The organism is Streptomyces sp. SID12488 (assembly GCF_010548275.1).
In the GTDB taxonomy this organism is placed as follows: Bacteria; Actinomycetota; Actinomycetes; order Streptomycetales; family Streptomycetaceae; genus Streptomyces.
Genome location: NZ_JAAGLT010000006.1, coordinates 291,800 through 315,740 on the forward strand (window position 1 = coordinate 291,800; position 23,941 = coordinate 315,740).

Annotated in this window: 26 protein-coding genes, 1 pseudogene and 1 riboswitch; of the genes and pseudogenes, 9 read left to right on the forward strand and 18 right to left on the reverse strand. The window is 69.9% G+C overall.

All coding sequences use genetic code 11. From position 1 onward, the window contains the following. Position 1: 1 nt before the first annotated feature. From G3I56_RS13025 to G3I56_RS13055, 7 genes are all read right to left on the reverse strand, one after another. A complete protein-coding gene (locus G3I56_RS13025; protein ID WP_164409083.1) occupies positions 2–2,236 on the reverse strand; it encodes a serine/threonine-protein kinase in 2,235 nt (744 codons plus the stop codon). A gap of 57 nt (positions 2,237–2,293) precedes the next feature. After that, on the reverse strand, positions 2,294–3,076 hold the full coding sequence (locus G3I56_RS13030; RefSeq protein ID WP_239134874.1) for an oxygenase MpaB family protein: 783 nt from the start codon (positions 3,074–3,076) through the stop codon (positions 2,294–2,296). Positions 3,077–3,279: 203 nt separating this feature from the next. After that, positions 3,280–3,531, reverse strand: a complete 252-nt coding sequence (locus G3I56_RS13035; RefSeq protein ID WP_164409085.1) for a hypothetical protein — start codon at positions 3,529–3,531, stop codon at positions 3,280–3,282. 216 nt (positions 3,532–3,747) lie between these two features. Next, on the reverse strand, positions 3,748–4,758 hold the full coding sequence (locus tag G3I56_RS13040; protein ID WP_164409086.1) for an enoyl-CoA hydratase/isomerase family protein: 1,011 nt from the start codon (positions 4,756–4,758) through the stop codon (positions 3,748–3,750). 63 nt (positions 4,759–4,821) lie between these two features. After that, on the reverse strand, positions 4,822–4,980 hold the full coding sequence (locus G3I56_RS45020) for a hypothetical protein (RefSeq protein WP_343239933.1): 159 nt from the start codon (positions 4,978–4,980) through the stop codon (positions 4,822–4,824). A gap of 267 nt (positions 4,981–5,247) precedes the next feature. Then, positions 5,248–5,838 (reverse strand): TetR/AcrR family transcriptional regulator, encoded by a 591-nt coding sequence (locus tag G3I56_RS13050; protein ID WP_164409172.1) that lies wholly within the window; start codon positions 5,836–5,838, stop codon positions 5,248–5,250. Between the two features lie 560 nt (positions 5,839–6,398). Next, complete coding sequence (locus G3I56_RS13055) at positions 6,399–7,214, reverse strand: oxidoreductase (protein ID WP_164409087.1); 816 nt, start codon at positions 7,212–7,214, stop codon at positions 6,399–6,401. 186 nt (positions 7,215–7,400) lie between these two features. Between G3I56_RS13055 and G3I56_RS13060 the strand changes: the two genes are divergently transcribed. The 8 genes and pseudogenes from G3I56_RS13060 (at position 7,401) to G3I56_RS13100 (ending at position 14,163) form a co-directional block, all read left to right on the forward strand. Then, complete coding sequence (locus G3I56_RS13060) at positions 7,401–7,682, forward strand: hypothetical protein (RefSeq protein ID WP_164409088.1); 282 nt, start codon at positions 7,401–7,403, stop codon at positions 7,680–7,682. A gap of 620 nt (positions 7,683–8,302) precedes the next feature. Continuing rightward, on the forward strand, positions 8,303–8,641 hold the full coding sequence (locus G3I56_RS13065; protein ID WP_164409089.1) for a hypothetical protein: 339 nt from the start codon (positions 8,303–8,305) through the stop codon (positions 8,639–8,641). Between the two features lie 274 nt (positions 8,642–8,915). Continuing rightward, positions 8,916–9,332 (forward strand): transposase, encoded by a 417-nt coding sequence (locus G3I56_RS13070; protein WP_164409090.1) that lies wholly within the window; start codon positions 8,916–8,918, stop codon positions 9,330–9,332. Positions 9,333–9,382: 50 nt separating this feature from the next. Then, positions 9,383–9,853 (forward strand): annotated as a pseudogene (locus G3I56_RS13075) (IS5 family transposase); the annotation flags it as partial. A 631-nt stretch (positions 9,854–10,484) separates the two neighbouring features. Beyond that, the gene (locus G3I56_RS13085; protein WP_164409092.1) at positions 10,485–11,993 is read left to right on the forward strand and encodes a hypothetical protein; all 1,509 of its coding nucleotides are present in this window, start codon (positions 10,485–10,487) and stop codon (positions 11,991–11,993) included. A 15-nt stretch (positions 11,994–12,008) separates the two neighbouring features. Beyond that, a complete protein-coding gene (locus G3I56_RS13090; protein ID WP_164409093.1) occupies positions 12,009–13,136 on the forward strand; it encodes a hypothetical protein in 1,128 nt (375 codons plus the stop codon). 4 nt (positions 13,137–13,140) lie between these two features. Further along, positions 13,141–13,764, forward strand: coding sequence for a TetR/AcrR family transcriptional regulator (locus G3I56_RS13095; protein WP_164409094.1), 624 nt, complete (start codon positions 13,141–13,143; stop codon positions 13,762–13,764). Positions 13,765–13,848: 84 nt separating this feature from the next. Then, entirely contained in the window at positions 13,849–14,163 is a 315-nt protein-coding gene (locus G3I56_RS13100; RefSeq protein WP_239134847.1) for a hypothetical protein, read from the forward strand. A 69-nt stretch (positions 14,164–14,232) separates the two neighbouring features. Here the strand turns inward: G3I56_RS13100 and G3I56_RS13105 are convergent, their stop codons facing one another. The 3 genes from G3I56_RS13105 to G3I56_RS13115 form a co-directional block, all read right to left on the reverse strand. Then, positions 14,233–15,411 carry an acyl-CoA dehydrogenase family protein gene (locus G3I56_RS13105; protein WP_164409095.1) on the reverse strand — a complete coding sequence of 393 codons (1,179 nt, stop codon included), beginning with the start codon at positions 15,409–15,411 and terminating at the stop codon, positions 14,233–14,235. Positions 15,412–15,564: 153 nt separating this feature from the next. Then, on the reverse strand, positions 15,565–16,344 hold the full coding sequence (locus G3I56_RS13110; RefSeq protein WP_164409096.1) for a CbtA family protein: 780 nt from the start codon (positions 16,342–16,344) through the stop codon (positions 15,565–15,567). Between the two features lie 25 nt (positions 16,345–16,369). Continuing rightward, positions 16,370–16,591: a CbtB-domain containing protein gene (locus tag G3I56_RS13115; protein WP_164312959.1), complete on the reverse strand. Its 222-nt coding sequence runs from the start codon at positions 16,589–16,591 to the stop codon at positions 16,370–16,372. A gap of 61 nt (positions 16,592–16,652) precedes the next feature. Beyond that, positions 16,653–16,735: riboswitch (cobalamin riboswitch) on the reverse strand. A 155-nt stretch (positions 16,736–16,890) separates the two neighbouring features. Between G3I56_RS13115 and G3I56_RS13120 the strand changes: the two genes are divergently transcribed. Further along, entirely contained in the window at positions 16,891–17,499 is a 609-nt protein-coding gene (locus tag G3I56_RS13120) for a histidine phosphatase family protein (protein WP_164409097.1), read from the forward strand. 45 nt (positions 17,500–17,544) lie between these two features. Here G3I56_RS13120 and G3I56_RS13125 read toward each other — a convergent pair whose 3' ends face one another. From G3I56_RS13125 to G3I56_RS13160, 8 genes are all read right to left on the reverse strand, one after another. Beyond that, positions 17,545–17,946, reverse strand: a complete 402-nt coding sequence (locus G3I56_RS13125) for a ferredoxin (RefSeq protein ID WP_164409098.1) — start codon at positions 17,944–17,946, stop codon at positions 17,545–17,547. A 43-nt stretch (positions 17,947–17,989) separates the two neighbouring features. After that, positions 17,990–19,090: a 1,2-phenylacetyl-CoA epoxidase subunit PaaE gene (gene paaE / locus G3I56_RS13130; protein ID WP_164409099.1), complete on the reverse strand. Its 1,101-nt coding sequence runs from the start codon at positions 19,088–19,090 to the stop codon at positions 17,990–17,992. After that, positions 19,090–19,608 (reverse strand): 1,2-phenylacetyl-CoA epoxidase subunit PaaD, encoded by a 519-nt coding sequence (gene paaD, locus G3I56_RS13135; RefSeq protein WP_164409100.1) that lies wholly within the window; start codon positions 19,606–19,608, stop codon positions 19,090–19,092. Before paaD ends, paaE begins: the two co-directional genes overlap by 1 nt. Then, complete coding sequence (gene paaC, locus G3I56_RS13140; protein ID WP_164409101.1) at positions 19,602–20,462, reverse strand: 1,2-phenylacetyl-CoA epoxidase subunit PaaC; 861 nt, start codon at positions 20,460–20,462, stop codon at positions 19,602–19,604. The genes paaD and paaC overlap by 7 nt, the downstream gene beginning before the upstream one ends. Before the next feature lie 31 nt (positions 20,463–20,493). Further along, positions 20,494–20,793, reverse strand: coding sequence for a 1,2-phenylacetyl-CoA epoxidase subunit PaaB (gene paaB, locus G3I56_RS13145; RefSeq protein ID WP_164409102.1), 300 nt, complete (start codon positions 20,791–20,793; stop codon positions 20,494–20,496). Continuing rightward, complete coding sequence (gene paaA / locus G3I56_RS13150) at positions 20,790–21,788, reverse strand: 1,2-phenylacetyl-CoA epoxidase subunit PaaA (protein WP_164409103.1); 999 nt, start codon at positions 21,786–21,788, stop codon at positions 20,790–20,792. The genes paaB and paaA overlap by 4 nt, the downstream gene beginning before the upstream one ends. An 81-nt stretch (positions 21,789–21,869) precedes the next feature. Next, positions 21,870–22,220, reverse strand: a complete 351-nt coding sequence (locus G3I56_RS44695; protein ID WP_275406708.1) for an SDR family oxidoreductase — start codon at positions 22,218–22,220, stop codon at positions 21,870–21,872. Beyond that, the gene (locus G3I56_RS13160) at positions 22,217–23,929 is read right to left on the reverse strand and encodes an IlvD/Edd family dehydratase (protein WP_164409104.1); all 1,713 of its coding nucleotides are present in this window, start codon (positions 23,927–23,929) and stop codon (positions 22,217–22,219) included. The genes G3I56_RS44695 and G3I56_RS13160 overlap by 4 nt, the downstream gene beginning before the upstream one ends. Positions 23,930–23,941: the final 12 nt, after the last annotated feature.

The following is a 23,941-nucleotide window of genomic DNA, read 5'->3' on the forward strand; positions in this document are numbered from 1 at the left end:
CTCAGTGGCCGGAGGCCCTTTGCTGCCGCAGTACCGCCACCCTCCGGTAGAGCTCGACCGCCTCTGCGCCCCGGCCGAGCTGTTCCAGACAGTGGGCCTCGTCGTTGCGACTGGCGAGGGTGTCGGGATGGTCGGCGCCGAGCACCTGCTCGCGGGCTGCGGCGACCCGCCGGTACTCGGCCAGGGCGTCGGGCCAGCGGCCGAGCCAGCCGAGGCCGACGGCCACCTCGCGGCGGCTGACCAGCGTGTCCGGGTGGTCGGCGCCCAGGATCCGTTCGCGGATCGCGCACACGTCGCGCGACTCGGCGAGCGCCTCCTCCCAGCGGTCGAGGCGGCCCAGGTTGACGCCCAGACCGTGCCGGGCGCGCAGGGTCTCGGGGTGTGCGGGGCCGTTGACACGGGTGCGGTCCTCGATCAGCTCGCGGTACAGCCTGAGGGCCTCCGCGCTGCGGCCGAGCCGCCCAAGGCTGATGCCGACCTCGTAGCGGGCGGCGAGCGTGTCGGGATGATCGGGGCCGAGCGCCTCGGCACGCGCCGCGGCGACCTCCTGGTACGTCTGAAGGGCCTCGGGCCAGCGCCCCAACTGGCCGAGCGCGTAGGCGACTTCGTACCGCGTGACCAGTGTGTCGGGATGGGTGGCGCCGAGCACCCGGGCACGTGCCGTCGCCACCTCGCAGGCCATGCGGTACGAGTCCTCCAGGCGTCCCAGGCGACTCAGGTTGAAGGCGAGGTTGTGGCGGCAGCGCAGGGTGTCCGGATGGTCGGGGCCCATCGTACGCTCCCGGGCGGCCAGGACGGTCGTGTAGGCCTGGTGCGCGTCGAAGTGACGGCCCAACTGCCCGAGGACGTATGCCATTTCCTGCCGGGCGGCCAGTGTGTCCGAATGGTCGGCGCCGAGTACCCGCTCCCGTTCCCGGGCCACGTGGGTGTACTCGCGCAGGGCGTCGGCGGCGCGACCGGTGCGGCTGAGGGTGAAGCCGATCTCGTAGCGGCTGGCGAGGGTCTCTGGGTGGGCGGGTCCGAGGATGTGCTCACGCTCGGCGGCGACCGCGCGGTGCACCTCACCGGCCTCGGCCCAGCGACCGAGGCGCCCCAGGCTCAGGCCGGCGTTGTGCCGCCCGGCCAGCGCGTTGAGCGCCTGCGGCGAAGGCGCGGGCGGCAGTTGCGGTACGGGTTCCGCTGGGCGGCCGGCGACCGGGCGGGCGATCCAGTCGCCGGTGAGGCCGGCCGACGGGTCCGGGGGTACGGTGCCCGTGCCGGCGCCGGTCGCCTTGTGGCCGGTGGTCATGCCCCGGGTCCAGGACGGCAGCCGGGCTTCACGGGCGGCGGGCTCGGGGTCCCTGAACTGGGGCTGCGGGGAGACGACCGTCGGCACGTACAGCGGGGTGGCCCGGCCCGCGCTGATCCGGCGCGCCAACTCCCTTGCGTCGTTCGGGCGTTCCTCCGGAAGCTTGGCGAGGAGGGCGAGGATGACCTGTTCCAGGAACTCGGGGATCTCGGAGCGGTGGCTGCGCGGCGGCTCGGGCGCGGTGTCGCGGTGTCCGATGAGCACCGCCCAGGCGTCGTCGAGGTCGAACGGCGGTACCCCGGTGGACAGTTCGTAGAGAACGCAGCCGAAGGAGTACAGGTCGCTGCGCTGGTCGACCTCGCCGCCGCTGATCTGTTCCGGCGACATGTAGTGCGGGGTGCCCATCGCGATTCCGGTGCCGGTGAGCCGGGAGGTGAAGCCGATGTCATGGCCGAGGCGCGCTATGCCGAAGTCACAGATCTTCACCGTACCGTCGGTCAGCCGCATGATGTTCGCGGGCTTCAGGTCACGGTGGACGATGCCCTGTTGGTGGGTGTAGGCGAGGGCGGCGGCGACCTGGTCGGCGATGTCGACGACGTCCGGGACGGGCAGCGGATGATGCTTGTTGTCCTCCAGGAGCTGGCTCAGATTGCGCCCGTCCAGCAACTCCATGACGAGGTAGAGCACCCCGTCGGCCTCGCCGAAGTCGTGCACGACGGTCACCCCGCGGTGCTGCAACGCGGCGGCCACCCGCGCCTCACGCCGGAACCGCTCCCGCAGGACACGCGTGAAGGAGTGGTCGTGGTGCGGCCCGAGCGGCTTCAGACACTTCACGGCGACCTGCCGCCCCAGCGACTCGTCGCGAGCACGCCACACTTCCCCCATGCCGCCGCGCCCGATCTGATCGATCAGCCGGTACCGGCCCTGGATCAGTCTGGTGTCCGCCATCTCGTGCTGCCGCCCCCGGTCCTGTTCACCCTCCCCTGGCCCGTCCAGTATGGCGAGCTATCCTCCGAGTTTGTACGGCGCGGGGCGCGAGCCGGGGCCGAGCCGTGACATGGCCCGCAGAACGTGTTTGGGCGGGAGTTGCCAGCGAAGACGTGCGGGAACGCGGCGCAGCAGGGTGCCGTAGGCACGCAACTGCCGGGTGACAGTGGCCGGTTCGGCTGCGGCTCTGCCGTACAACTCGTGGGCGTACGGCGGCAGGGAGGCGTACGCCAGCCTCGACACGCGCCGCCACAGCACCTCACGCGCCGGGACGAGCAGCGGATGCGTCGGTGGACGGCGGAGGAAGTCGTCCACTTCGCGCGCCTCGGCTCCGACGGCCAGCTCGGGCCGGACCTTCTCGAAGTAGGCGCTCATCTCGGCCCGGTTCGCCGGTACGGCGTCGGGGTCGAGGCCCACCAGGCGGGCGCTGACCAGGTGTTCGCGGATGTACCGGTCGGCGTGGGCGTCGGTGATCGGGTATCCGGAGCGCCGCATGATGTGCAGATAGGAGTCGATCTCGGCGCAGTGCACCCAGAGCAGCAGTTCGGGTTCGTCGACGCCGTACCGCTCCCCGGTGTCCGGGTCGACGGCGGACAGCATGCGGTGGATCTTCCGGACCCTGGCGCCCGCCTTCTCGGCCGCGTCCGTGGTGCCGTAGGTCGTCGTGCCGACGAAGTTCTCGGTGCGCATCAGCCGGCCCACGGCTTCCTTCCGGAAGTCCGAGTTCTGCATGACCCCGCGCACCGCGCGCGGATGCAGCGCCTGAAAGTACAGCGCGCGGACTCCGGCGACCCACATCATGGGGTCGGCATGCAGCTGCCACGTCACGGACCGGGGGCCGAACAGTCCCGGGTCACCTTCACCTACGCGCGTGCCGTCCACTGGACGTCTCCCTTGTCGGGCTGCCTGAAGGGGCACGCCCTCCACCACGACGTACCCCGGATCCTCCCCCCGGCACCTCCGGGTCATTCACGCAACGGGCCGTGATGCTACCGGCCCCGGGTTCAGCTGCCCTTCTCGGGTTCCGGTGCGGCGACCTCGGCGGGGGCGTTGCGGAGCATCGCCCTGTAGAGGGCGTCGTGTGCGGGTGAGGGGGGCAGGGGCTCTCGGGCGGGCGCCTCCGTCATCCCGGGCGTCGAGGCGGCCCAGCCCGAACAGATCGCCCCCCCCTGTACTGGGACCTGCACACCACCCGGCGCGACGAGGCCGAAGTCGTCTTCCGCCTCGACAGTGAGGGATTCCCCCGAGCCTGACACCTCACCGGCTCCGGCGGCACACCGCCCCGTCCACCCTCGATCGCGCCGTGGTTTGCGGGCGGTGCGCAGCGTGACCGACGAAAGGGGGCGGCTCCGAAGCCGGGCCGATCATGGTGAGGCCGCTCCCTCGGCCTGCCCTGCCTTACGGGCTCGTTCGCCGTGCGGGATCAGCACACCGTGGCCGAGGACCCGGGGTCACCGGTTCGCTGGACATGCTCAGGCCGGCGGCGTCCGTCCGTCGAGCGACGCACGTTGCCAGCTGGGGGTGCGGTCCTTGTCGACCAGGGCCGCACGGACGCCCTCCAGGAAGTCGGGCGTGCGGATGGTCGTGCGCGTGAGGGCGAGCTCGGCGTTGAGGCACTCGCGCAACGTGCGCTGCCTGCCCCGGGCCAGCAGGGCGTGAGTGATCTCCAGGCTCTGCGGCGAGGCGGCCTCCAGGGCTGCCAGCGCGGCTGCCGCCCAGGGGGTGTCGAGGTGGCGCAGGCGTTTCTCGATCTCGCCGAGGGTCGGCGCGCCGAACGCCCGGTCCACGTCTCCGCGTACCGCAGCAAGACCGCTCTCCGCCACCGGGGAACGGCCGGCGAGGCGGTTCAGGACGACGTCCACCGGGACGTCGGGGTTGTCGGCCAGGGCATCCCCGACCGCGTCGATCCCGTCCACGGGGACGAAATGCGTGGCCAGCCCCGTGTACAGGGCGTCGGCCGCGTCGAGCCGGTGACCGGTCAGTCCCAGGTACATGCCGATCGCGCCGGGCAGCCTCGGCAGGAAGTAGCTGGCTCCGACATCCGGGAAGAACCCGATCCCGGTCTCGGGCATCGACAGCACCGCACGCTCGGTGACGACGCGGAAACCGCCGTGGACGGACACACCGAGGCCGCCGCCCATGCACAGACCGTCGATGAGCGACACAACCGGGACGGGATACTCGGCGATCCGGGCGTTGAGCCGGTACTCGGTGGCGAAGAACCGCTCACTGGCCTCGGCGTCCCCCGCGAGGCTGTACTCGCGGATCGTACGGATGTCTCCGCCCGCGCAGAACGCCCTCGTACCGGCGCCGGCGATCACCACGGCGGACAGCCCCGTGTGCTCCCACGCGGCGAGAGCACCGTCGATGGCGGCGACCATGCCTGTGGTCAGGGCGTTGAGCGCCTTGGGCCGGTTCAGCAGGATGCGGCCGACGCCCCGGTGGACGTCGGCGAGGATCTCGACCGCCGCGGTGTCAGTCATCGGTCGCCACCTCGCCATACGTGCGGACCTGCTGACGTCACCATCACGTTCCTCACTCGCCGGTCAGGCGTAGATCTGCGCGTAGAGATCGTGGATCTCGTCCATGGTGGGTACCACGGGGTTGTCAGCGGGGGATCCGGACGTGAACGCCTGCTCGACCATGAGGGGCGGCAGGCGGAACCAGTCGTCCTTGCCGATGCCGTGGGCTTGAGGGGTGGGCACCCCAAGATCCTGACACAGGGCGTGGAGCGCCTCCACGAGCAGGACGGCGGCCACGGCGTCGCTGCCCCCGTCGGTGGCGGCTGAGTGGGCGCGGGCACAGTCGGCGCATCGGCGAACTCATGTGTCGGCAATAGCCTGCCGGCGCCCGGCCCACCCGGGTACCGGCGCTCCCGCGTCGGCGACGTTCACCAGGCTCATCAGGTCCGTCCGCCGAGCCACCTTGGCCAGACGCGTGATCGCCCGGACAGGTCCAAGCGGCATGGCGCGTCAGAGGTGCTGGTCGGCATCCACCAGGGCGAGGGCGTTGCCTATCCCCTGATCGAGGAGTTTGTGGGCGAGTTGCCTGTCGGTCAAGGCGCGGGAGAGCTGCAGCGTCCCGGCCATCAGGCCGAGAAGGCTCAGCGCCTTCACACGTGCGGAGGAGGGGGACTCGGGCGCCATGCGGGCGGCAATGCCGTCGACAAGGACCAGCACGCCGTCGGTGTACGCCTGCCTGGTTGTGTCGGTGCAGCGTCCGATCTCGTCGAGCAGAGCGGCGTTGGGGCAGCCGTCACCAAGGTTGTCGCGGTGCAGGGGCGACAGGTACGCGCGCACGATCTGCTCGAGTCCGGCCCGGCCAGGCGCAGCCCGCGCGACGACGTTCTCGGCCTGCACCTTCAACTGGTCGGCGATTGCCGTGGTGACGAGGTCGTCCTTGGATGCGAAATGGGCATAGAAGGCCCCATTGGTCAGCCCTGCGTCCTTCATGAGCGTCGAGACCCCGGAGCCGTCGATACCGTCCTGCTTGAACCGGCGGCCCGCCGTCTCGATGATCCGCCGCCTCGTCTCCGACTTGTGCTCTTTGGCGTACCGCACCACAGCACACGCTCTTTTCTTCGCCGGACGGAAGGGCCGGTTGCCCTTCACCGATTTCATCAACCTATGGTATTGCGAATGTAATCCAAAGAGTCCACAGCGACGAGGTGTCCAGACGCCTCGTCGCCAGCCGCCCTCAGCGGCAAGGACAACGGGCGAGCGAAGGGATTCCATGAGCGCGGGCAGACGCGGACCCAACATCTGGACTCGCTTGTACGCAAGCCTCATGGCGTCGCCCGCCCCATCGAGGCTCACCTACCAAGCGATCAAGCCGCAGGCGAGCCCGCGCCCATCGCCCAGGACGCCGTCGACCCGTTCATGTCCACCGAGTTCCGACGCGTGAGGGGCTACGGAGGAGGCAGCCGCACCCTGCGCCCCTTGGGCCGCTCCCCCACTCACAACCGCCGCTGGCGATCCATGCCCCGCCGCGGCAGGCAATCACACCAAGGTCGCTTTACCAGGCGCGAACCAGCTGAAGCGACAGCGCCGGGTGACGGGCGTACCGCAGCTTCAGCTTCGAGCCGGTCCACCTCGGACAGGCTCGGGTACGCGAAGAGTGAGCGTCAGTTCGGCATGCGGTTGAATCTGCGGACGATGCGGTCGAAGATCCGGGCCGGAAGGACGCGGTGGAGCACGTTGATGCTTGCGGCCGTCGAGCCGGCGGTGCGCCGCAGTTTCGGGTTCCGGTCGGTGGCCGCCGCGACGATCACCTTGGCCACGACGGCGGGATCGTCGCCGCCGCTGGTGTTTTTCGCCAGCACCTCGTCGAAGGTGCGCCGTCCCGACGCATAGAGCGGCAATGGGGTGTCGCCCTGCACGCTGTGGTCCCCGAACGGGGTGTTGATCGGGCCGGGCTCGACGAGCAGGATCCGGACGCCGTACTCGCGGACCTCGTGGTCCAGCGACCCGGAGTAGCCCTCGACGGCGTGCTTGGTCGACGTGTAGATAGCCATGAACGGGCTGGGGACGAACCCGCTGAGGGAGGAGACGTTGATGACGCGTCCGCGCCGCTGAGCGCGCATGTGCGGCAGAACCGCCTTGGTCATCCGCATGATGCCGTAGACGTTGACGTCGAAGACCTCCTGCGTCCGGACGACGGAGAACTCCTCGGCGGCGCCGTTGGCACCGACGCCGGCATTGTTGACCAGGACGTCGATTCGCCCGAACCGGTCGATCACTTGATTGACCACGGAGGCGACCGATTCGTCGCTGGTCACGTCGAGGTCGAGGTAGGTCACCCCGGCGGGCGCGGTCACTCGCGCTGCGTTGCGAGCGGTTCCGATCACCTCGAAACCTGCCGCGACGAACGCCCGCGCAGCCTCCTTGCCGATCCCCGATGAGGCACCTGTCACGAGCGCCACCGGCCGAGTTGTCGCCATCACGGACTCCCTTGCGTTTGAATTACATTCGTACGCCTTACGTTCGTACGACAATACGGCGGCCGTCGGCCGCTGACAAGAGCCTCCACTCTTCGCGAACACGGTCCGTACACACCTACGGGTCTTACTGAGCGGCTTGACGGTCCGGTCGACCAGCCCCGGCCCGGCCCCCGGCCGGTCGTCGGTGTGGACCTGTATGACTGGCGCCAGGAGCAGGCAGCCCTTGATCGGATCCTCGCCGTGCTCGGCAAGGCTGGGGCAAGGCCGGCGTCGTGGGGTCACCCCGGCATCGGCAAGACCGCCCCGCTCGAATACGCGGCCGACTCCGCGGCTGCGGACCTCACCGTCTTGCGATGCGGGGGCACTCGCCTTGAGTCGGGGCTTGCGATCGCCGCTCTGCACGAATTGCTGTGGCCGGTGACGGAGCGGGCGCAACCAGTGGCCGGCCGCGCAACGCTGACCCCGTAAACACGTTGCATGACTCCGTAGCCTTGCGGCATGACGCGCAAGGGTAGGTATCGGTGGCGGACCCGACTACGGCGCGGCCTGCCGTGGTTCCTGGTCGGTCGCGGGATCGCCGGGAAAGGCACTGCCGACTGCGGCGCGCACGAGTGGTACAACCACGACGGCGCCACCTCGCGTTACTACCACTGCGAGGCCGGCGAGCGGTCCTGGCCGGTGACAAGCCAGGGCGGCAGCGTGTCCCGCGGACAGTTGGTCTCGCACGGTCGGGTCTGCAGCCTGTCTCCTGGAGCTGATTCCTGGAGAGGGTCGTGGCTCGTCGACCCGAGGTGGTTGTCCGGTCGTTGTCGATGGAGAGGGCCGCAGGCCGCAGGCCGCAGGCCGCAGGCCGCAGGCCGCAGGCCGCAGGCCGCAGGCCGCAGGCCGCAGGCCGCAGGCCGCAGGCCGCAGCGGATCATCCGGACCGCCAGAGATCCGCTGAAGTTGCGGCGGGCGATCGTGGTGACGATGTCCGCCCAGGGCCGGCCGGTCCCGAGCATCACCTCGCCGACGCAGGTCACGGACGACTACGCGCGTGCGGTGATCCATTCGTTCAACGAGCGGGGGTTCCAGGCGCTGGACCTGAAATGGAACGGGGCCGTCCGCCGACGATCAGCCAGGATACGGGTGAGCGGATCCGCCTGATCGCCCGGATGGTCCCCGCCGAGTGGGGGCACCACCGGCAGGTCGACCTGGGGCCGGAGAACCCTGCCTCCCACCTGGCCGATCGGAAGGTCATCGCCTCGATGAGCCGCGAGCACCAGCGCCGGATCCTGCCCAGAGCCGGGGTGTCCTGGCAGACCACCACCCCGTGGAAGTCGTCCAACGACCGGGACTTCATCGCCAAGACGCAGCGCGTCCTCGACCTGTATGACCATCCGCCTCCGGATGGCCGGGGGGCCGCGTCGATGAGTTCGGGCCGCTGAACCTGATGCCGCGCCCGGAACGCTCGGTCAGAAAGGTCTGTGACCAGGATCGGTAGTTGACACTAGGCCACGTTCGCAACCTGCGCTGATGCCAACCAGCTTCAGCAACCGGAGGCCAGGAATCAGAGAGATAGTTGGCACTTTGGTACAGCGCAGGTCACAAGGGGTGCCGCCGCACTTGGGCATCCAATCCAACTAGGGCCTGTTCTGAGTTGCGATCACGGAATCGATCATTCCCGCTTCAGGAGGGTGCTGGCTGCGGTAGACCGGTGGCGTGACTCGTGGTGATCTGACTGATGCCGAGTGGGAGTTGATCGAGCCGCACCTCCCGCTGGGGTCATTCGGACCGATCACTGACCTGGGCAGCTACTTCAACGCGGTGATGTGGCGGTTCCGTACCGGCAGTCCCTGTCGGGATGTGCCGGAGAGCTACGGCTCCTGGTCGACGATCTACGACCGGTTCCGGATGTGGGCGCGTGACGAAGTCTTCCAAACCCTCATGGAAGCGATGATCGCCGAGGCGGGGGCCCGCGACGATGTCGATCTGAGCCTGGTCAGTGTGGACTCGACCGTTGCCCGCGCGCATCACCACGCAGCGGGCATGGTGGTCGAACCGGAGCTCCTTGAGGACCTGGAGAAGGCCGTGGCGGAGGAAAAGGGGCTGCAGCAAAGGGGCAAAACGATCCCGTAGGCGAGGGGGCCGCGGACAGGGAGAACCGCGAGCGGGAACAGCGCCGCGCCGAGCGCCGACGCCGCAGAGCCCGACTGCAGGCCGCCGAACTGGGCCGCTCCCAGGGCGGACTCACCAGCAAGGTCCACCTCGCCGTCGAGCGGCGCTGCCGCCCGCTGTCCATCATCCTCACCCCCGGGCAGGCCGCGGACAGCCCGCGCTTCATTCCGGTCCTTAACAAGATCAAGGTGCGTGTCCCGGTCGGTCGCCCCATGAGCCGGCCGGACGCGGTCGCCGGAGACAAGGCGTACTCCTCCCGCGCCAACCGCGCCCATCTACGCAGACGCAACATCAAGGCGGTGATCCCGGAGAAGGCCGACCAGGCCGCCAACCGCAAGAAGAAAGGACGCTCCGGCGGCCGCCCGGTCAGCCACGACGCCACGCTCTACAAAGACCGCAACACAGTCGAGCGCGCCATCAACAAGTTCAAGGAATGGCGGGGGCTGGCCACCCGCGACACAGGCTGCCAGGACCATTCATGACGGTGCAGCAACCGCCACACCGCCGCCATCGAGAAGTCGACCTGGAACTTCCAGGCGATCACCGCTCTGATCCGCGCCACGGTACACCGCTGGTCTTCCCAGCCGTGCTTGGCCGGCCCGAGCGCCAACTCCTTCTCTAGTTCGGCGTACTGGCCATCCGACAGCTTCGGCAGTTTCGGCGGCCCCGCGGAGGCCAGGGCATCCATCCCGCCCTGCCGCCAGGCCCGCCGCCAGCGCTCCGCCGACCGCTCCCTGACCCGCAGATCCTTCGCGCTCGCCGCGTTCTTCTCGCCGCGAGCGAACCGCTCACCCGCCTCATACCGGATCCGCTCGCAGGGATCACCACGCGTCACCCGACAACACTCCGAAGAGATCAGTAAGTGCAACTTCAGGTTGAAACACGCTCGATGAGAACTGACACCGGTCATGGGCATCGACCGGAAGCGGAGCGGTGGTACTCCCTACGCCAAAGGCCACGTGGGCGTCCCAGCCGGCCGTTGCCCCGGCTGGACCGTGGGAGGTCACTCCGCCGGACCCGACGTCTCGCGGGAAGGGTGGCATGTTCAGGCCGTACCTGTTAGCTTCCCCTCCGCTCATACATTCAGCCATGACATGTATGAATAGAGGCGGCATGCGGGGAAAGACGGCTGTGGTGCTCGGCGGTAGCGTGGCGGGGCTGTGCGCCGCGGGAGTGCTTGCGAGGCATTTCGACGAGGTGATCGTCCTGGAGCGGGACCGGCTCCCGCCGGACGCGCAGCATCGGCGGGGCGTGCCGCAGAGCAAGCACCCGCACTTCCTCCTCAACTCCGGGCGTCGCGCGATCGGCGAGATCTTTCCTGGGTTCGAGGAGGCGCTGATCGCCGCGGGCGGGATGCGCCTGATGCCGGCGATGGACGCGGCGTACTGCGAGCACGCCGGCTGGGCCCCGCGCAAGGCCGGGTCGATGACGATGGTCTACAGCTCCCGCGTGCTCATCGAGCGGGTCCTGCGCGACAAGGTCCGTGAGCTCCCGGCCATCGAGATCCGCGAGGGCGTGACCGTCACCGGACTTCGTTCCACCGGGGGCGGCACCGAGCGCGGGCGCGTCGAGGGAGTCGAGTACCGCGCGGGCGACGACTCGGGCCACCTGTCCGCCGACCTGGTCGTCGACGCGCTGGGGCGCGGCTCCTCCGTCGCCGACTGGCTGAGCACGGCGGGATGGCCGACGCCGCCGGAGAAGACTCTCGACGCCAAGGTCACCTACACGTCGCGGTGGTACGACCTGCCCCCCGCCGACCGGCGTCCACCGGCGTGGTGGTGGAAGCACCTGGTCGTCACTCCGACCCAGGACACCGGCGACCATCCCGAGGAACACGAGTTCCTCAGTAACTTCTTCCCGATCGAGGGGGACCGCGCCATCGTGTGCATGGGCGCGTGGGGCATCCGGATGCCGCGCGAGGTCGACACCTTCGAGGCCGCGGTGGACCGCGTGCGGGCCAGGTCCTTCGGGCAGGCGACGCGTGTCTGCACTCCGACCTCCGGGGTGCACCTCACTCGTTCGACCGGCAACAAGTGGCGCCGCTTCGACCTGCTCGACCAGCCCCCGCTCGGGCTGGTCTGCGTCGGTGACTCGATCTGCGCGTTCAACCCGTTCTACGCCCAGGGGATGAGCTCGGCGGCCCGCTCCGCGCTCATCCTCGCCGAGATGCTGCACGGCCACGACGTCCTCGACCTCGCCTTCTTCCGCGAGTTCCTCACCCGGCAGAAGAAGTCACTCGACGTGCCCTGGATGCTCGCGATGGCCCGTGACCAGGCATATGACTTCGCGACCGGGAGTGAGGTCGTCGCTCCCTGGCGCCGCAGGCTGGCCGCGCGCCTCAGCTGGCCGGTCTTCAACGCCATCAACGCCACGAGCCGCGAGGACGCCTACGTCGAGCGGACGTTCGCCCAGGTCTTCAACCTCGACATGTCACTCAGGGAGATGACCACCGATGTGCGGTTCTGGTTCGGCATCGCGCGCTACAAGGTGCGTCAGCGGCTCGGACGCACGGTCGTGCCCGGCGGGTTCGACGACCAGCAGGATCCGCCCGGCACCGACTTCACCGGCCAGACCCGCGCCGGCAGCTCGCCGTACGCCGAGACCGACCTCGTCAATGACTGACCCGAGGAGCGAGGAATGAGCTATTCATGCGACTCGGCGGCCGAGCGCCTCGCTGGACAGCTCGGCTTCTCCTGCCATGACGCCGATCCCATCGTGGACTTCCGCAACCCGTTCGGTCTTGAGAACGGCACCATGCCGTTCCTTGAGCTGCTCATCATCGGCGGTGCGGTGTTCGCCCTCGTCCATGCGTGGCGGCGGTGGCGGCGCGACGGCGACCCGGTCAACATCTCCCTGTGGTTCGCCTCGCTCGTCTACCTGGCGGTGATCGAGCCGCCGCTCTACTTCCCGGGCTGGTTCGGCCTGGAGGAGCACGTCGGGTTCATTTTCTCCCACAACGTGTTCACCGTGCAGTTCATGTACGACCGGCTGCCGCTCTACATCGTGGCCTTCTATCCGGCGCTGTCGCAGCTCGCCTACGAGGTGGTCCGCGCTCTCGGCGTCTTCGCGCGACGTGGGCTCCTTCTCGGTTCGCTGGCGGTCGCGTTCACCTGCCAGGCGTTCTACGAGATCTTCGATCAGCTCGGACCTCAGCTGAAGTGGTGGGCCTGGAACCCCGGCAACGAGATGATCAACGAGCCGGCGCTCGCCTCGGTCCCGATGAACAGCATGTTCCTGTTCGCCTCGGTGTCCTTCGGCGCGATGACCTATCTCGTCGTCCGGCTGGTCGGCGCGAAGGACGGCCGCGGCACGCTCACCGGCCGGCAGACCAGCCTGCGCACCGTGGCCGCCGGCGCCTTGACACCGCTCGCGATGACCGTCGCCGGCGTCCCCAGCAACATCTTCCGCGGTGGGGACCACCTTGGGATCCAGCAGGCCATCCTCGGTGCCGAGCTCGCCCTGGTCTGGATCGTCGGCCTCTACCTTCTCGCGGACGCCTGGCGCGCGCGGCGAACAGATCCGGCTCCGGTGGCGTCGCCGCTGTTCGCGCGGATCTATCCGGCGCTGTACCTCGGCGTCCACATCGTCCTCTGGCTGATCGCATTGCCGGCCTACTTCGCGGCGGCCAATGGCATCACCGAGCAGGGCACGCCGATCGGCAGCCTGTGGTACACCGTGCTGTGCACCGTAGCCGCAACCGGGCTCATCGTGGCCGTACTCCGCGCGACCATGTCCCGACGGACCACAGAGCCTGTGCGATCCTAAGCCCATGGGGCATCACGGCTGGGGAGGCCGGCCTCCCGCATCGGACGCGGAGGCCCGGCAGCGCATCATCGACGCGACCGCCCGCTGCATCGACAGGCACGGCGTCACGAAGACCACCCTGTCCGACGTCGCCGGCGAGCTCGGCGTCACCCGCCAGACCGTCTACCGCCACTTCGGCCGCATCAGCGACATCATCGGCGAGGTGGCGGCCCAGGGCGCCGAGTCGTTCGTCGACCTGATGATCGCGCACCTGCAAGGGATCACCGACCCGGCCGAAGCCGTGGTCGAAGGCATGGTCTTCTGCGTACGGACCATCCCCACCGAGCCACGCCTGAGCCTTCTGCTGCAACTCGGAGACACCACCGCCTTCGGCCGCGGCGCCACCACCAGGGACACCGTCGCCTACGGCGCCAAGATGCTGCAGCGCTTCCCCGTCGACTGGGCCGCCGTCGGCATCGACGAGGACGACCTCAACGGCCTCGCCGAGATCATCATGCGACTCCTGACATCGCTGCTGCAGCACCCCAGCGAGCCACCGCAGGACGAAACCCGGCTCCGCACCTTCCTCACCCGCTGGCTGGCCCCGGCCCTGTCCCGGACATCAGCATCCGCGCCCTCGCGTTCTTGAACACTCACCCGGTGACGTAAGAGGCAGGAACGCCGGGCCAAGACCTGCGCAGAGGCCCTGACGGCGGTTGAGCAGTACCTGGAGATGCCGTACCGCATACGGCGCCGGCCGGAGTCCTCGCCCGCCGTACGACAACAACTCACCGACGAGGTCAGCGGTCTGCTGGCACGCATGGCCTTCCACCAGGCATGGCTCCAGATCGAAGCCACGACGGTCGCGGGCCCCTACGCAACCCTCGTGGCCACGGCCCGCGCGGAAGCCGGCGCACAGATGAGCCTCGCTTGGCGGCAGTCACCGATCACCACCGACACCGGCATGAACCTCGGAATCCCGTACCCCCGGGACCGATCGAACGCGGCCCGGGCCACGTGCATCGAGGTGATGCGCCGTCACCTCTGAGAACGCCCGTGATCTTGGTGCCAACTATCCCTCTTTTGTGCCAACTAAAAATCCTCGTCACAAAAGGTCCTACCGCCGCACCCTCGGCATCCCCAGCCCGATCCACGAGATGATCTCCCGCTGGATCTCGTTGTTGCCGCCGCCGAAGGTGAAGATCACCGCTGAGCGGTAGCCGCGTTCGAGTTCGCCGTGGAGTATCTCGCCGGCCGAGCCCTCCTTCAGCGCGCCCGGGGCGGCGACGATCTCCAGGAGCCAGGCGTAGGCCTCGCGGCGGGCCTCGGAGCCGTACACCTTGACCGCGGAGGCGTCCTGGGGGGTGAGGGTGCCCTCCTGGACGGCGTTCACCATCTGCCAGTTGAGGAGTTTCATCGCGTCGAGTTTGGTGTGGATCTGGGCCAGACGGCGGCGGACCCATGGGAGGTCGACGACGCGGCGGCCGTCGGCGAGTTTTGTCTCCATCGCCCAACGCTGGACGTCGTGCAGGGAGCGGATGGCCATCGTGCCGTGGGCTGCGAGGGTGACGCGCTCGTGATTGAGCTGGTTGGTGATCAGCCGCCAGCCCTGGTTCTCCTCGCCGACCCGGTGGGCGACGGGGACGCGGACGTTCTCGTAGTAGCTGGCCGTGGTGTCGTGCGAGGCAAGGGTGCGGATGAGGGTGCAGGAGTAGCCGGGGTCGGTGGTCGGCATGAGGAGCATGGTGATGCCCTTGTGCGGCGGGGCGTCCGGGTCCGTGCGCACGGCCAGCCACACCCAGTCCGCCGTGTCACCGTTCGTCGTCCAGATCTTCTGCCCGTTGACCACATACTCGTCGCCGTCGCGTACCGCCCGCGTCTTCAGGGCGGCCAGGTCGGTGCCCGCGTCCGGCTCGCTGTAGCCGATCGCGAAGTCGATCTCGCCGGCGAGGATCTTCGGCAGGAAGTACGCCTTCTGCTCCTCGCTGCCGTACCGCATGATCGTCGGGCCGACGGTGTTGAGCGCCATCAGCGGCAGCGGTACGCCCGCCTGGGCGGCCTCGTCGAAGAAGATGAACTGTTCCATCGGGGACAGTCCGCGCCCCCCGTACTCCTGAGGCCAGCCGACACCGAGCCAGCCGTCGCCGCCGAGGCGGCGGATCGTCCGGCGGTAGAAGCGCTTCTGGGCGACATGGTCGTTGAACCGCGAGTAGGCCCGGTCCGGCACCAACTCGGCGAAGTAGGTGCGCAGTTCGGTGCGAAGCTGCTGCTGCTCGGGCGTGTATTCGAGATGCACTGCGCCTCCTGCTGGCTCCCCAGGGCCGGACCTGTCGGCGCACACGGTAGAACGTGTTCCAGAAATTGGGAATGGCGGTGCGTGTACCGGTGCGCACATGCCTGAGGGGGCCCCGGACATCCGGGACCCCCTCAGGGCAGTACGGCGAACCGCTCAGTGCGCCACAGGAGTCGCCTGCGGCTCGGCACCGCTCGCCCCGACGGGCGCCGCCGCCCTCGGAACCAGCAGCCGTTCCGCCAGCAGGCCGAAGACCAGGCCGAACGCGGTCCACATGGTCGCCTGGATGGCGAGCGTGGCCACCCGGTACTTCCACAGCAGGCTCGCGGAGAAGCCCTGCGGGACCTCGTTGGTGAACGACGGCAGGAACGCGTACGCGAGTCCGACGACCAGGACGAAGAAGGCGACCGCGGCGAGGGTCGCGTTCCAGTTGCCCAGGCGCGGGGCGAGGCGCTTACCCACGATCACCGCGCCGACGGCCAGCAGCACGCTCAGCGCGACCATCAGGAAGAACAGCGCGGTGCGCTGGTTGAGGGTGTCGGGGTCCCCGACGGCGGGCGGGTTGGCCGGGTACTTGAGGAACGGCACGACGTATACGGCAAGCAGGCCGGCCCCGGCGAGAAGCAGCGCGGTCGCGCGCGGCCCGAAGCGGCCGATCCGGCCGAGCGCGAAGCAGTACGCGAGGGCCGCGATACCGCCGAACGCGACGCCGTAGACGAGGACACCGGTCCCCAGACCGACGGTGGACTGCAACGCGCGGGAGACGAGAGCCTGTTCGGCGGCGTGCCCGTGGGCCTCGTGCATCTCCTCGAACGCGATCGCGTCGTCGACGAGCGGCTCGGCGAAGAGGTACGCGACGACCCATACGAGCACGCCCGCGACGAGGCCCGCGACCATGCCGCGGACCAAGAGGTTCCTGACGGTGGTGGAGTTCATGAGCTCGTGCGTTTCCCTGTCGTCGTCAGTGGCAGGGGAAGCCGAGCAGGTGGCGGGCGTCGTGCACCCATTCGTGCACGCCCTCGCCGGAGACCACGGAGGTGGCACCCTGTTCGGCGCCGACGAAGTAGAGCAGCACCAGCATCAGCACGCCGAAGAAGACCGCCCAGGGGGCGATCGCACCGATCGGCAGCTTCTCGGGTACGGCGGTGGGAACGGCGGTCGGCTGGACTGCGGACTGGGCCATGACAGGACCTCCTGGGGGAACTCGCGTCCCGTATCGGTGGTGCAGAGGACGACAGTCACGGGTCTGACTTGCCCCCGGACCGCACCAGGCGGGTGCGTACGGGGCTTACAGTGGCGCGACCGTGCCGGATTCCCACCGGCTTCCGTCGAACCGTCGTCAATATCGACGAGAAGGTACCGCGAAGCTGGGGTGCGGCCAAGGGCGCATGTGACGGCGTACGGCGCGCCGGTGCGCCGTACTTGCCTCAAGTGCCGTACATGACAACGACATTGGGGCGGAATGAACGCGGGAGCGACCGGATGACAAGCCGAGTGATGTTGATCTCACCGGCGATCAGCGCGGCCCTGCGGGAGGCCCGTTTCGACGACGGCTGTCCGCTGGACGCGTCGGGCCTGCGGCTCGCCCGGGCGGCGGCGGGGGCGCTCCCGCCCGTCTCCCGGGTCTGGGTCTCCCCCACCGCACGCTGCCGCGAGACGGCTCTGGCGCTGGGCCTCGACGCCGGTCCGGTGCCGGGCCCGGCCGGCCTGGCCGTGGGCCGCTGGCGCGGCACGACCCTGGCCGAGGTGACGGAGAAGGAGCCTGAGGCGCTGGCCCAGTGGCTGACGGACCCTCAGTCGGCCCCGCACGGCGGTGAGTCGGTCCGGGCGCTCTGCGACCGGGTCGCCCGTTGGCTGGACGAAGCGGCGGCGCAGGTCACGGGCCCGTCCATCGCGGTCGTCGAGCCGGAGATCGTGCGCGCGGTGGTGGTACGGACGCTGGGGGCGCCCGAGTCTGCGTTCTGGCGGATCGACGTTCCGCCGCTGACGGCAACGGAGTTGAGCGGCCGGGCGGGACGCTGGAACGTGCGGGTGGGCGGGCAGCTCGGGGCGCCACACGAGCAGTCGGCCGGGGCGCCGCACAACGACTAGGGAGCGGGGCGGGCGCGTACCCGCCGGATCACGGAACGCCGTGTCTCACCCGCCGTCGCGCCCGGAGTCCGGCGCCTGAAGCGTCCACGCGAAGTCCGTGCACGCCTGTGCGCACTCGCGGCATGCCTTCGCCGCGTCCTCGCCACCGGGGTATTCGTCGAAGACCTGGGCGGTTTCCAGGCAGACCGTGCTGCACCACTCCAGTTGGACGCGGAGGGCGGCCTCGTCCAGGTCCGCCTGTTCGGAGAGGAGGCGGCATGTCGCGTCGCACACCTCCGCGCACAGGATGCCCTTGCGGCGTGCGAGGGCTTCCTTGGCGGGCCCGTCCGGGTCCGCGAGACTCGCGCGCAGTGCGCAGGCCCGCGCGCACTCCGTGCACGCCTGGGCACAGACGAAACGGTCCTCCAAGAACCGGAAGAGTTCCTGTTGCGTAGTTGTAGGGGTCACGCCGTTCGAGTTGCCGAAGCGGCGCCCGCCAAACCCTTTGCCGTCAGCTGTCGTAGTCGACCGTCAGTGTCTCCGAGACCGGGAACGACTGGCAGGTCAGGACGTAGCCCGCGGCGACCTCCGCGGGTTCGAGGGCGTAGTTGCGGCGCATGTCCACCTCGCCCGAGGTGACCAGTGCGCGGCAGGTGCCACAGACGCCGCCCTTGCAGGCGAACGGCAGGTCCGGCCGGGTGCGCGCGGCCCCGTCCAGGACGGTCGCCTCCCGGGACAGTGCGGTGGTGGTGGAGCGGCCGTCGAGGGTGACGGTGACCCGGCTCACCGGGCCCTCGGCCACCGCGTCCGTGTGCTGGACCTGGCGGACCGGCTGGTCGTCGGCGTAGAAGAGTTCCTGGTGGACGCGGTCCGCGGGCACGCCCAACTCCGCCAGCAACTGCTGGGCGTCACGGACCATGCCGTGCGGTCCGCACAGCCACCAGTGGTCGGTGCCCGGCACGTCGACGAGGCCCGCGAGCAGTGCGGCGAGCCGTTCGGCGTCCAGCCGGCCCGACAGCAGCTCGGCCTCGCGCGGCTCACGCGACAGTACGTGCCCGAGCTGGAAGCGCGTACGGTACAGGTCCTTCAGGTCCGCCAGTTCGTCGGCGAACATCACGGTGTCCGTACGCCGGTTGCCGTACAGGAGGGTGACCTGTGAGCGGTCGTCGGCGGCCAGGACCGACTCGGCGATCGACATCATCGGGGTGATGCCGGAGCCCGCGGCGATCAGGACGTGGCTGCCGGACGCGGTCAGGTCGGGGGTGAAGGCGCCGGTCGGGGTCATCACGTCGAGCTCGTCGCCCGGGCGCACCTCGTCGACCAGCCAGGACGAGAACAGGCCGCCGGGCACCACCCGTACACCGATGCGGGGTTGTTCGCCCGCCGGGGCGCAGATCGAGTACGACCTCCGCTCCTCGTGCCCCTCGAACTCCCGGCGCAGGGTGAGCGACTGCCCCGGCGTGAAGGCGTACTCGGCAGCCAGGTCCGCCGGCACCTCGAAGCCGACGGCGACAGCGTCCGAGCACAGTCGTCGTACGTCGGCGACCTTCAGGGCGTGGAACACCGGGCGGCGGCGTACGGGGGCCGTGGGCAGGGCGGTGGGCGCGGCCATCAGATCTCCTTGACGTACTCGAACGGCTCGCGGCAGGCGAGGCAGCGCCACAGGGCCTTGCAGGAGGTGGCGGCGAAGCGGGAGGTCTCCTCGGTGTCCGCCGAGCCGCAGCGGGGGCAGGGCACCGTGCGCCGGACGGGCAGCAGCGAGAGGGCGACCGGGCCGCGCGGTGCGGCGCCGGGCGGAGCGATACCGTGCTCGGTGAGCTTGCGGCGGCCCGCCGGGGTGATCCAGTCGCTGGTCCAGGGCGGATGGAGGACCGTACGGATCTCCACGCGCGGGTATCCCGCCGCCCGCAGCCGGGCGGCGACGGCGGCGCGCATCTCGGCCATGGCCGGGCAGCCCGAGTAGGTCGGGGTCAGGCTCGCCACCACCGTCCCGTCCCCGGTCACCTCCACTCCGCGCAGGACGCCGAGGTCGGCCAGGGTCAGCATGGGCAGCTCGGGGTCCGGCACGCGCTCGGCGATGCTCCGAGCGCGCCGGACGTACTCGATCCCGGTCGCGGTCCCGGTCACCATGTCGCCTCCGGGTGGGCTCGGGCCACGCTCTGCAACTCGGCCAGCAGCGGGGCGAGATGCTCGGTGTGCCGACCGCCGCGGCCGGCGTCGTGCGCCGGCGGAAACTCCGGCATGGGCAGCCCTGCGGCTGATGTGACCTGCCGCAACACCTCGACGACTGCACCCTCGACGTCGTACGTCGTGAACAACTCACCGACATACGGGGCGACTTGGTCCAGGGCTGTGCGCATCCGGCGGTGCGACTCGTCGGTGCCGTCGCCCAGCCGGACCGCCCATTCGGCCGCGTACTGCCGGTGGTACGTCAGCTCCTTGACGCCCTTCGCGGCAATCGCGGCGAGCACCGGATCGCGGTGGGCGGCGAGCCGCTCGAAGTGCGCGAGGCGCCAGCTGGACAGCACCAGCAGGCGCACGATCGAGAACGCGAAGTCCCCGATGGGCAGTTCGGCCAGACGTACGTTGCGGAAGTCGCCGGCGTCCCGGAAGTAGGCGTACGCGTCGTCGTCGCGACCGGTGCCGTCGACCTGGCCCGCACGCGCGTACAGCAGACGGGCCTGGCCGAGCAGGTCGAGGCCGATGTTGGCGAGCGCGACCTCCTCCTCCAGCTCGGGGGCGCGGGTGCACCACTGGGCCAGCCGCTGGGCCGACACCAGTGCGTCGTCGGCGAGTTCGACGCAGGTCGCGGCCAGTTCGCCGGCGTCGACGCCGTCGGGCACGGTGGTGTCGACGCCGTACAGCGGATCCTCGAATCCGGTGCCGAAGGCCCAGCGGGCGTCACTGCCGTCGTCGTGCCCCTCGGCGAGGGAGAGATAGACGTGCTCGTCGTCGTGGCCGCTGTCACTGTCGCTGCCGCTCATGTCCGCTGCTCCTCTCCCGGGGGTGAACGCGCTAGATGTGGGGGACATCGTCGGGGATGTCGTAGAAGGTCGGGTGCCGGTAGACCTTGTCGGCGCTCGGTGCGAAGAAGGGGTCCTTCTCGTCACGCGAGGAGGCGGCGATGTGTTCGGAGCGCACCACCCAGATGCTCACGCCCTCGTTGCGCCGCGTGTACAGGTCGCGTGCGTGGGTGAGCGCCATCCGGTCGTCGGCCGCGTGCAGCGAGCCCACGTGTACGTGGTTCAGGCCGCGCTTGCCGCGCACGAACACCTCGTACAGCGGCCACTCGTTGGACAGGTCACTGCTACTCATGCCGCTGCCTCCTTCGCGTCCCGCGCCCGCTGCTTGGCGGCGTGCGCCATGGCTGCCTCGCGCACCCAGGCGCCGTCCTCGTGCGCTGTCCGACGCCGTGCGACCCGTTCGGCGTTGCAGGGGCCGCCGCCCTTGATGACGCGCATCAGCTCGTCCCAGTCCGGGGTGCCGAAGTCGTGGTGGCCGCGCTCCTCGTTCCAGCGCAGCTCCGGGTCGGGCAGGGTCACGCCGAGCTTGTCGGCCTGCGGGACGGTCATGTCGACGAAGCGCTGGCGCAGTTCGTCGTTGGTGTGCCGCTTGATCTTCCAGGCCATGGACTGCGCGGAGTTGGGCGAGGCGTCGTCGGGCGGGCCGAACATCATCAGCGAGGGCCACCACCAGCGGTCGACGGCGTCCTGGACCATGGCGCGCTGTTCCTTCGTACCGCGCATCATCGTCATCAGCAGTTCGTACCCCTGCCGCTGGTGGAAGGACTCCTCCTTGCAGATACGGACCATCGCGCGTGCGTACGGCCCGTACGAACTCCGGCACAGGGGGACCTGGTTGCAGATCGCCGCGCCGTCCACGAACCAGCCGATCACGCCGACGTCGGCGAAGCTCGGCGTCGGATAGTTGAAGATCGACGAGTACTTCTGGCGGCCTTCGATGAGCCGCTCGGTGAGGTCCGCGCGGTCGGCGCCCAGTGTCTCGGCGGCCGAGTACAGGTACAGCCCGTGCCCGGCCTCGTCCTGGACCTTCGCGAAGAGGATGGCCTTGCGGCGCAGCGAGGGCGCGCGCGTGATCCACTCGCCCTCCGGCTGCATGCCGATGATCTCCGAGTGCGCGTGCTGGGCGATCTGCCGGATCAGCGTCCTGCGGTAGCCATCGGGCATCCAGTCGCGCGGCTCGATCCGCCGGTCCCGCGCGATCGTCGCCTCGAAGTGCTCCTCGAGCAGCCCCTCGGCAGCCTGCCCGGCGCCGCCGGTGTCCGAGGCGGCGGAGTGTGTCGTCGTCATCGATACCAGCTCCCTACCGACCATTCGTTCGGTACCAGTGTGACGACTTTTCCGCGCCCGCACAAGCCGTTGCCGGGACCGTCAGTAGGTGGCGCGTCCGCCGCTGATGTCGTACACCGCGCCGGTGGAGAAGCTGTCCCGGCCGGAGGCCAGGAAGGCGACCGGTTCGGCCACCTCCTCCGGGCGGCCGGTCCGGCCCATCGGGATGAGGCCGGTAAGGCGCTCCAGCACCTCGGGGCCGTGTTCTCTTTCATGGACGTGGTGGTGACGCCGGGTGCGACGACGTTGCCCAGGGCGCCGCTGGTCGCCGGCTCCTTGCCGGCCGACTTGGTCAGGGCGATCACCGCGGCCTTGGATGCCGAGCGGACCGACAGTTGGGCGTTGCCGTCCTTCCCGGCGATGCCGGCTAGAGCGTAGGGACGCGTCCGTCAGTGCGACTCACGGCTCACCTCGGAGCCGCTGGAGCCGATGAGGAAGTCCAGGTCGGCGCCCGTGTCGGCCTGCAGGACGTGGTCGACGTACAGGCGTTCCCAGCCGCGCCGGGGGTTGGCGAAGCCGTTGACGGTGGCCTCGTCGGGGGTCCTGCGGGCAAGTTCCTCGGCGGGTACGTCGACGTCGAGGCGCCGGGCCGCCACGTCCAGGTCGATGATGTCGCCGGTGCGGACGAGCCCGAGGGGGCCTCCGGCCGCTGCCTCGGGGGCCACGTGCAGGACGACGGTGCCGTAGGCGGTGCCGCTCATCCGGCCGTCGCAGACCCGGACCATGTCACGTACGCCCTGTTCCAGCAGCTTCTTCGGCAGCGGCATGTTGGACACCTCGGGCATGCCCGGGTAACCCCTGGGGCCGCAGCCGCGCAGGACGAGCACGGAGTCGGCGTCCACGTCGAGGTCCGGGTCGTCGATTCGGGCGTGGAAGTCCTCGATCGAGTCGAAGACGACCGCACGGCCCCGGTGGCGCAGCAGGTGCGGGGAGGCCGCCGCCGGCTTCACGAGGGCTCCGTCGGGGGCGAGGTTGCCGCGCAGGACGGCGATTCCGCCCTCGGCGACCAGCGGTTTCTCGCGGCTGCGAATGACCTCCGGGTCCCAGACGGACGCGTCGTCGAGCTGACTCACCAGCGGCTCTCCGGTGACCGTGAGCGCGTCGGGATCGAGCAGGTCGAGTACCTCGCGCAGTACGGCGGACAGGCCTCCGGCACGGTGGAAGTCCTCCATGAGGAAGCGGCCGGCCGGCTGCAGGTCCACCAGGACCGGGACGCGGGAGCCGATCCGGTCGAAGTCGTCGAGCGTCAGGGGGATGTCCAGGCGTCCGGCGATCGCCAGCAGGTGCACGACGGCGTTGGTCGAGCCGCCGATGGCGGCCAGGGCGACGATCGCGTTGTGGAAGGACGCCTTGGTCAGGAAAGTGCTCGGCCGGCGGTCGGCGGCGACCATGTCCACCGCCAGCCTGCCGGTGCCGTGGGCCGCCTCCAGCAGTCGGCTGTCGGGCGCCGGAATACCGGCCACCCCCGGCACGATCGTGCCCAGCGCCTCGGCCACCAGGGCCATCGTCGAGGCGGTGCCCATCGTGTTGCAGTGCCCGCGGCTGCGGATCATCGACGACTCGGAGCGAGTGAACTGCTCCTGGGAGAGCGTGCCTGCCCGTACCTCCTCCGACAGCCGCCACACGTCGGTGCCGCAGCCCAGCGGCGTACCCCGGAAGGTCCCGTTCAGCATCGGCCCGCCGGGCACGACGACCGCGGGCAGGTCCACCGAGGCGGCGGCCATGAGCAGCGAGGGGATCGTCTTGTCACAGCCGCCCAGCAGCACGACACCGTCGATCGGATTGGCCCGCAGCATCTCCTCCGTGGCCATCGCCGCCATGTTCCGCCACAGCATGGCGGTGGGCCGCACCTGTGTCTCGCCGAGCGACACCACGGGCAGGTCCAGGGGGATGCCCCCGGCCTCGTACACGCCGTTGCGCACCGAGGCCGCCACCTCGTTCAGATGGGCGTTGCAGGGGGTCAGGTCGGAGGCAGTGTTGGCGATGGCGATCTGCGGCCGGCCGGCGAAGGCGTCGTCCGGTGCGCCCCGGCGCATCCAGGCCCGATGGATGTAGGCGTTGCGCCCCTGCCCCTCGTACCACTGTGCACTGCGAAGCGTCACCGTCGACCCTTT

Coding starts and splice junctions, on each gene's coding strand:
- G3I56_RS13025 (WP_164409083.1), bottom strand. CDS start 2,236: ATGGCGGACACCAGACTGATCCAGGGCCGGTACCGGCTGATCGATCAG.
- G3I56_RS13030 (WP_239134874.1), bottom strand. CDS start 3,076: ATGATGTGGGTCGCCGGAGTCCGCGCGCTGTACTTTCAGGCGCTGCAT.
- G3I56_RS13040 (WP_164409086.1), bottom strand. CDS start 4,758: ATGACTGACACCGCGGCGGTCGAGATCCTCGCCGACGTCCACCGGGGC.
- G3I56_RS13055 (WP_164409087.1), bottom strand. CDS start 7,214: ATGGCGACAACTCGGCCGGTGGCGCTCGTGACAGGTGCCTCATCGGGG.
- G3I56_RS13065 (WP_164409089.1), top strand. CDS start 8,303: ATGGAACGGGGCCGTCCGCCGACGATCAGCCAGGATACGGGTGAGCGG.
- G3I56_RS13085 (WP_164409092.1), top strand. CDS start 10,485: ATGCGGGGAAAGACGGCTGTGGTGCTCGGCGGTAGCGTGGCGGGGCTG.
- G3I56_RS13090 (WP_164409093.1), top strand. CDS start 12,009: ATGAGCTATTCATGCGACTCGGCGGCCGAGCGCCTCGCTGGACAGCTC.
- G3I56_RS13095 (WP_164409094.1), top strand. CDS start 13,141: ATGGGGCATCACGGCTGGGGAGGCCGGCCTCCCGCATCGGACGCGGAG.
- G3I56_RS13100 (WP_239134847.1), top strand. CDS start 13,849: ATGCCGTACCGCATACGGCGCCGGCCGGAGTCCTCGCCCGCCGTACGA.
- G3I56_RS13110 (WP_164409096.1), bottom strand. CDS start 16,344: ATGAACTCCACCACCGTCAGGAACCTCTTGGTCCGCGGCATGGTCGCG.
- G3I56_RS13115 (WP_164312959.1), bottom strand. CDS start 16,591: ATGGCCCAGTCCGCAGTCCAGCCGACCGCCGTTCCCACCGCCGTACCC.
- G3I56_RS13120 (WP_164409097.1), top strand. CDS start 16,891: ATGACAAGCCGAGTGATGTTGATCTCACCGGCGATCAGCGCGGCCCTG.
- paaE (WP_164409099.1), bottom strand. CDS start 19,090: ATGGCCGCGCCCACCGCCCTGCCCACGGCCCCCGTACGCCGCCGCCCG.
- paaD (WP_164409100.1), bottom strand. CDS start 19,608: ATGGTGACCGGGACCGCGACCGGGATCGAGTACGTCCGGCGCGCTCGG.
- paaC (WP_164409101.1), bottom strand. CDS start 20,462: ATGAGCGGCAGCGACAGTGACAGCGGCCACGACGACGAGCACGTCTAT.
- paaB (WP_164409102.1), bottom strand. CDS start 20,793: ATGAGTAGCAGTGACCTGTCCAACGAGTGGCCGCTGTACGAGGTGTTC.
- paaA (WP_164409103.1), bottom strand. CDS start 21,788: ATGACGACGACACACTCCGCCGCCTCGGACACCGGCGGCGCCGGGCAG.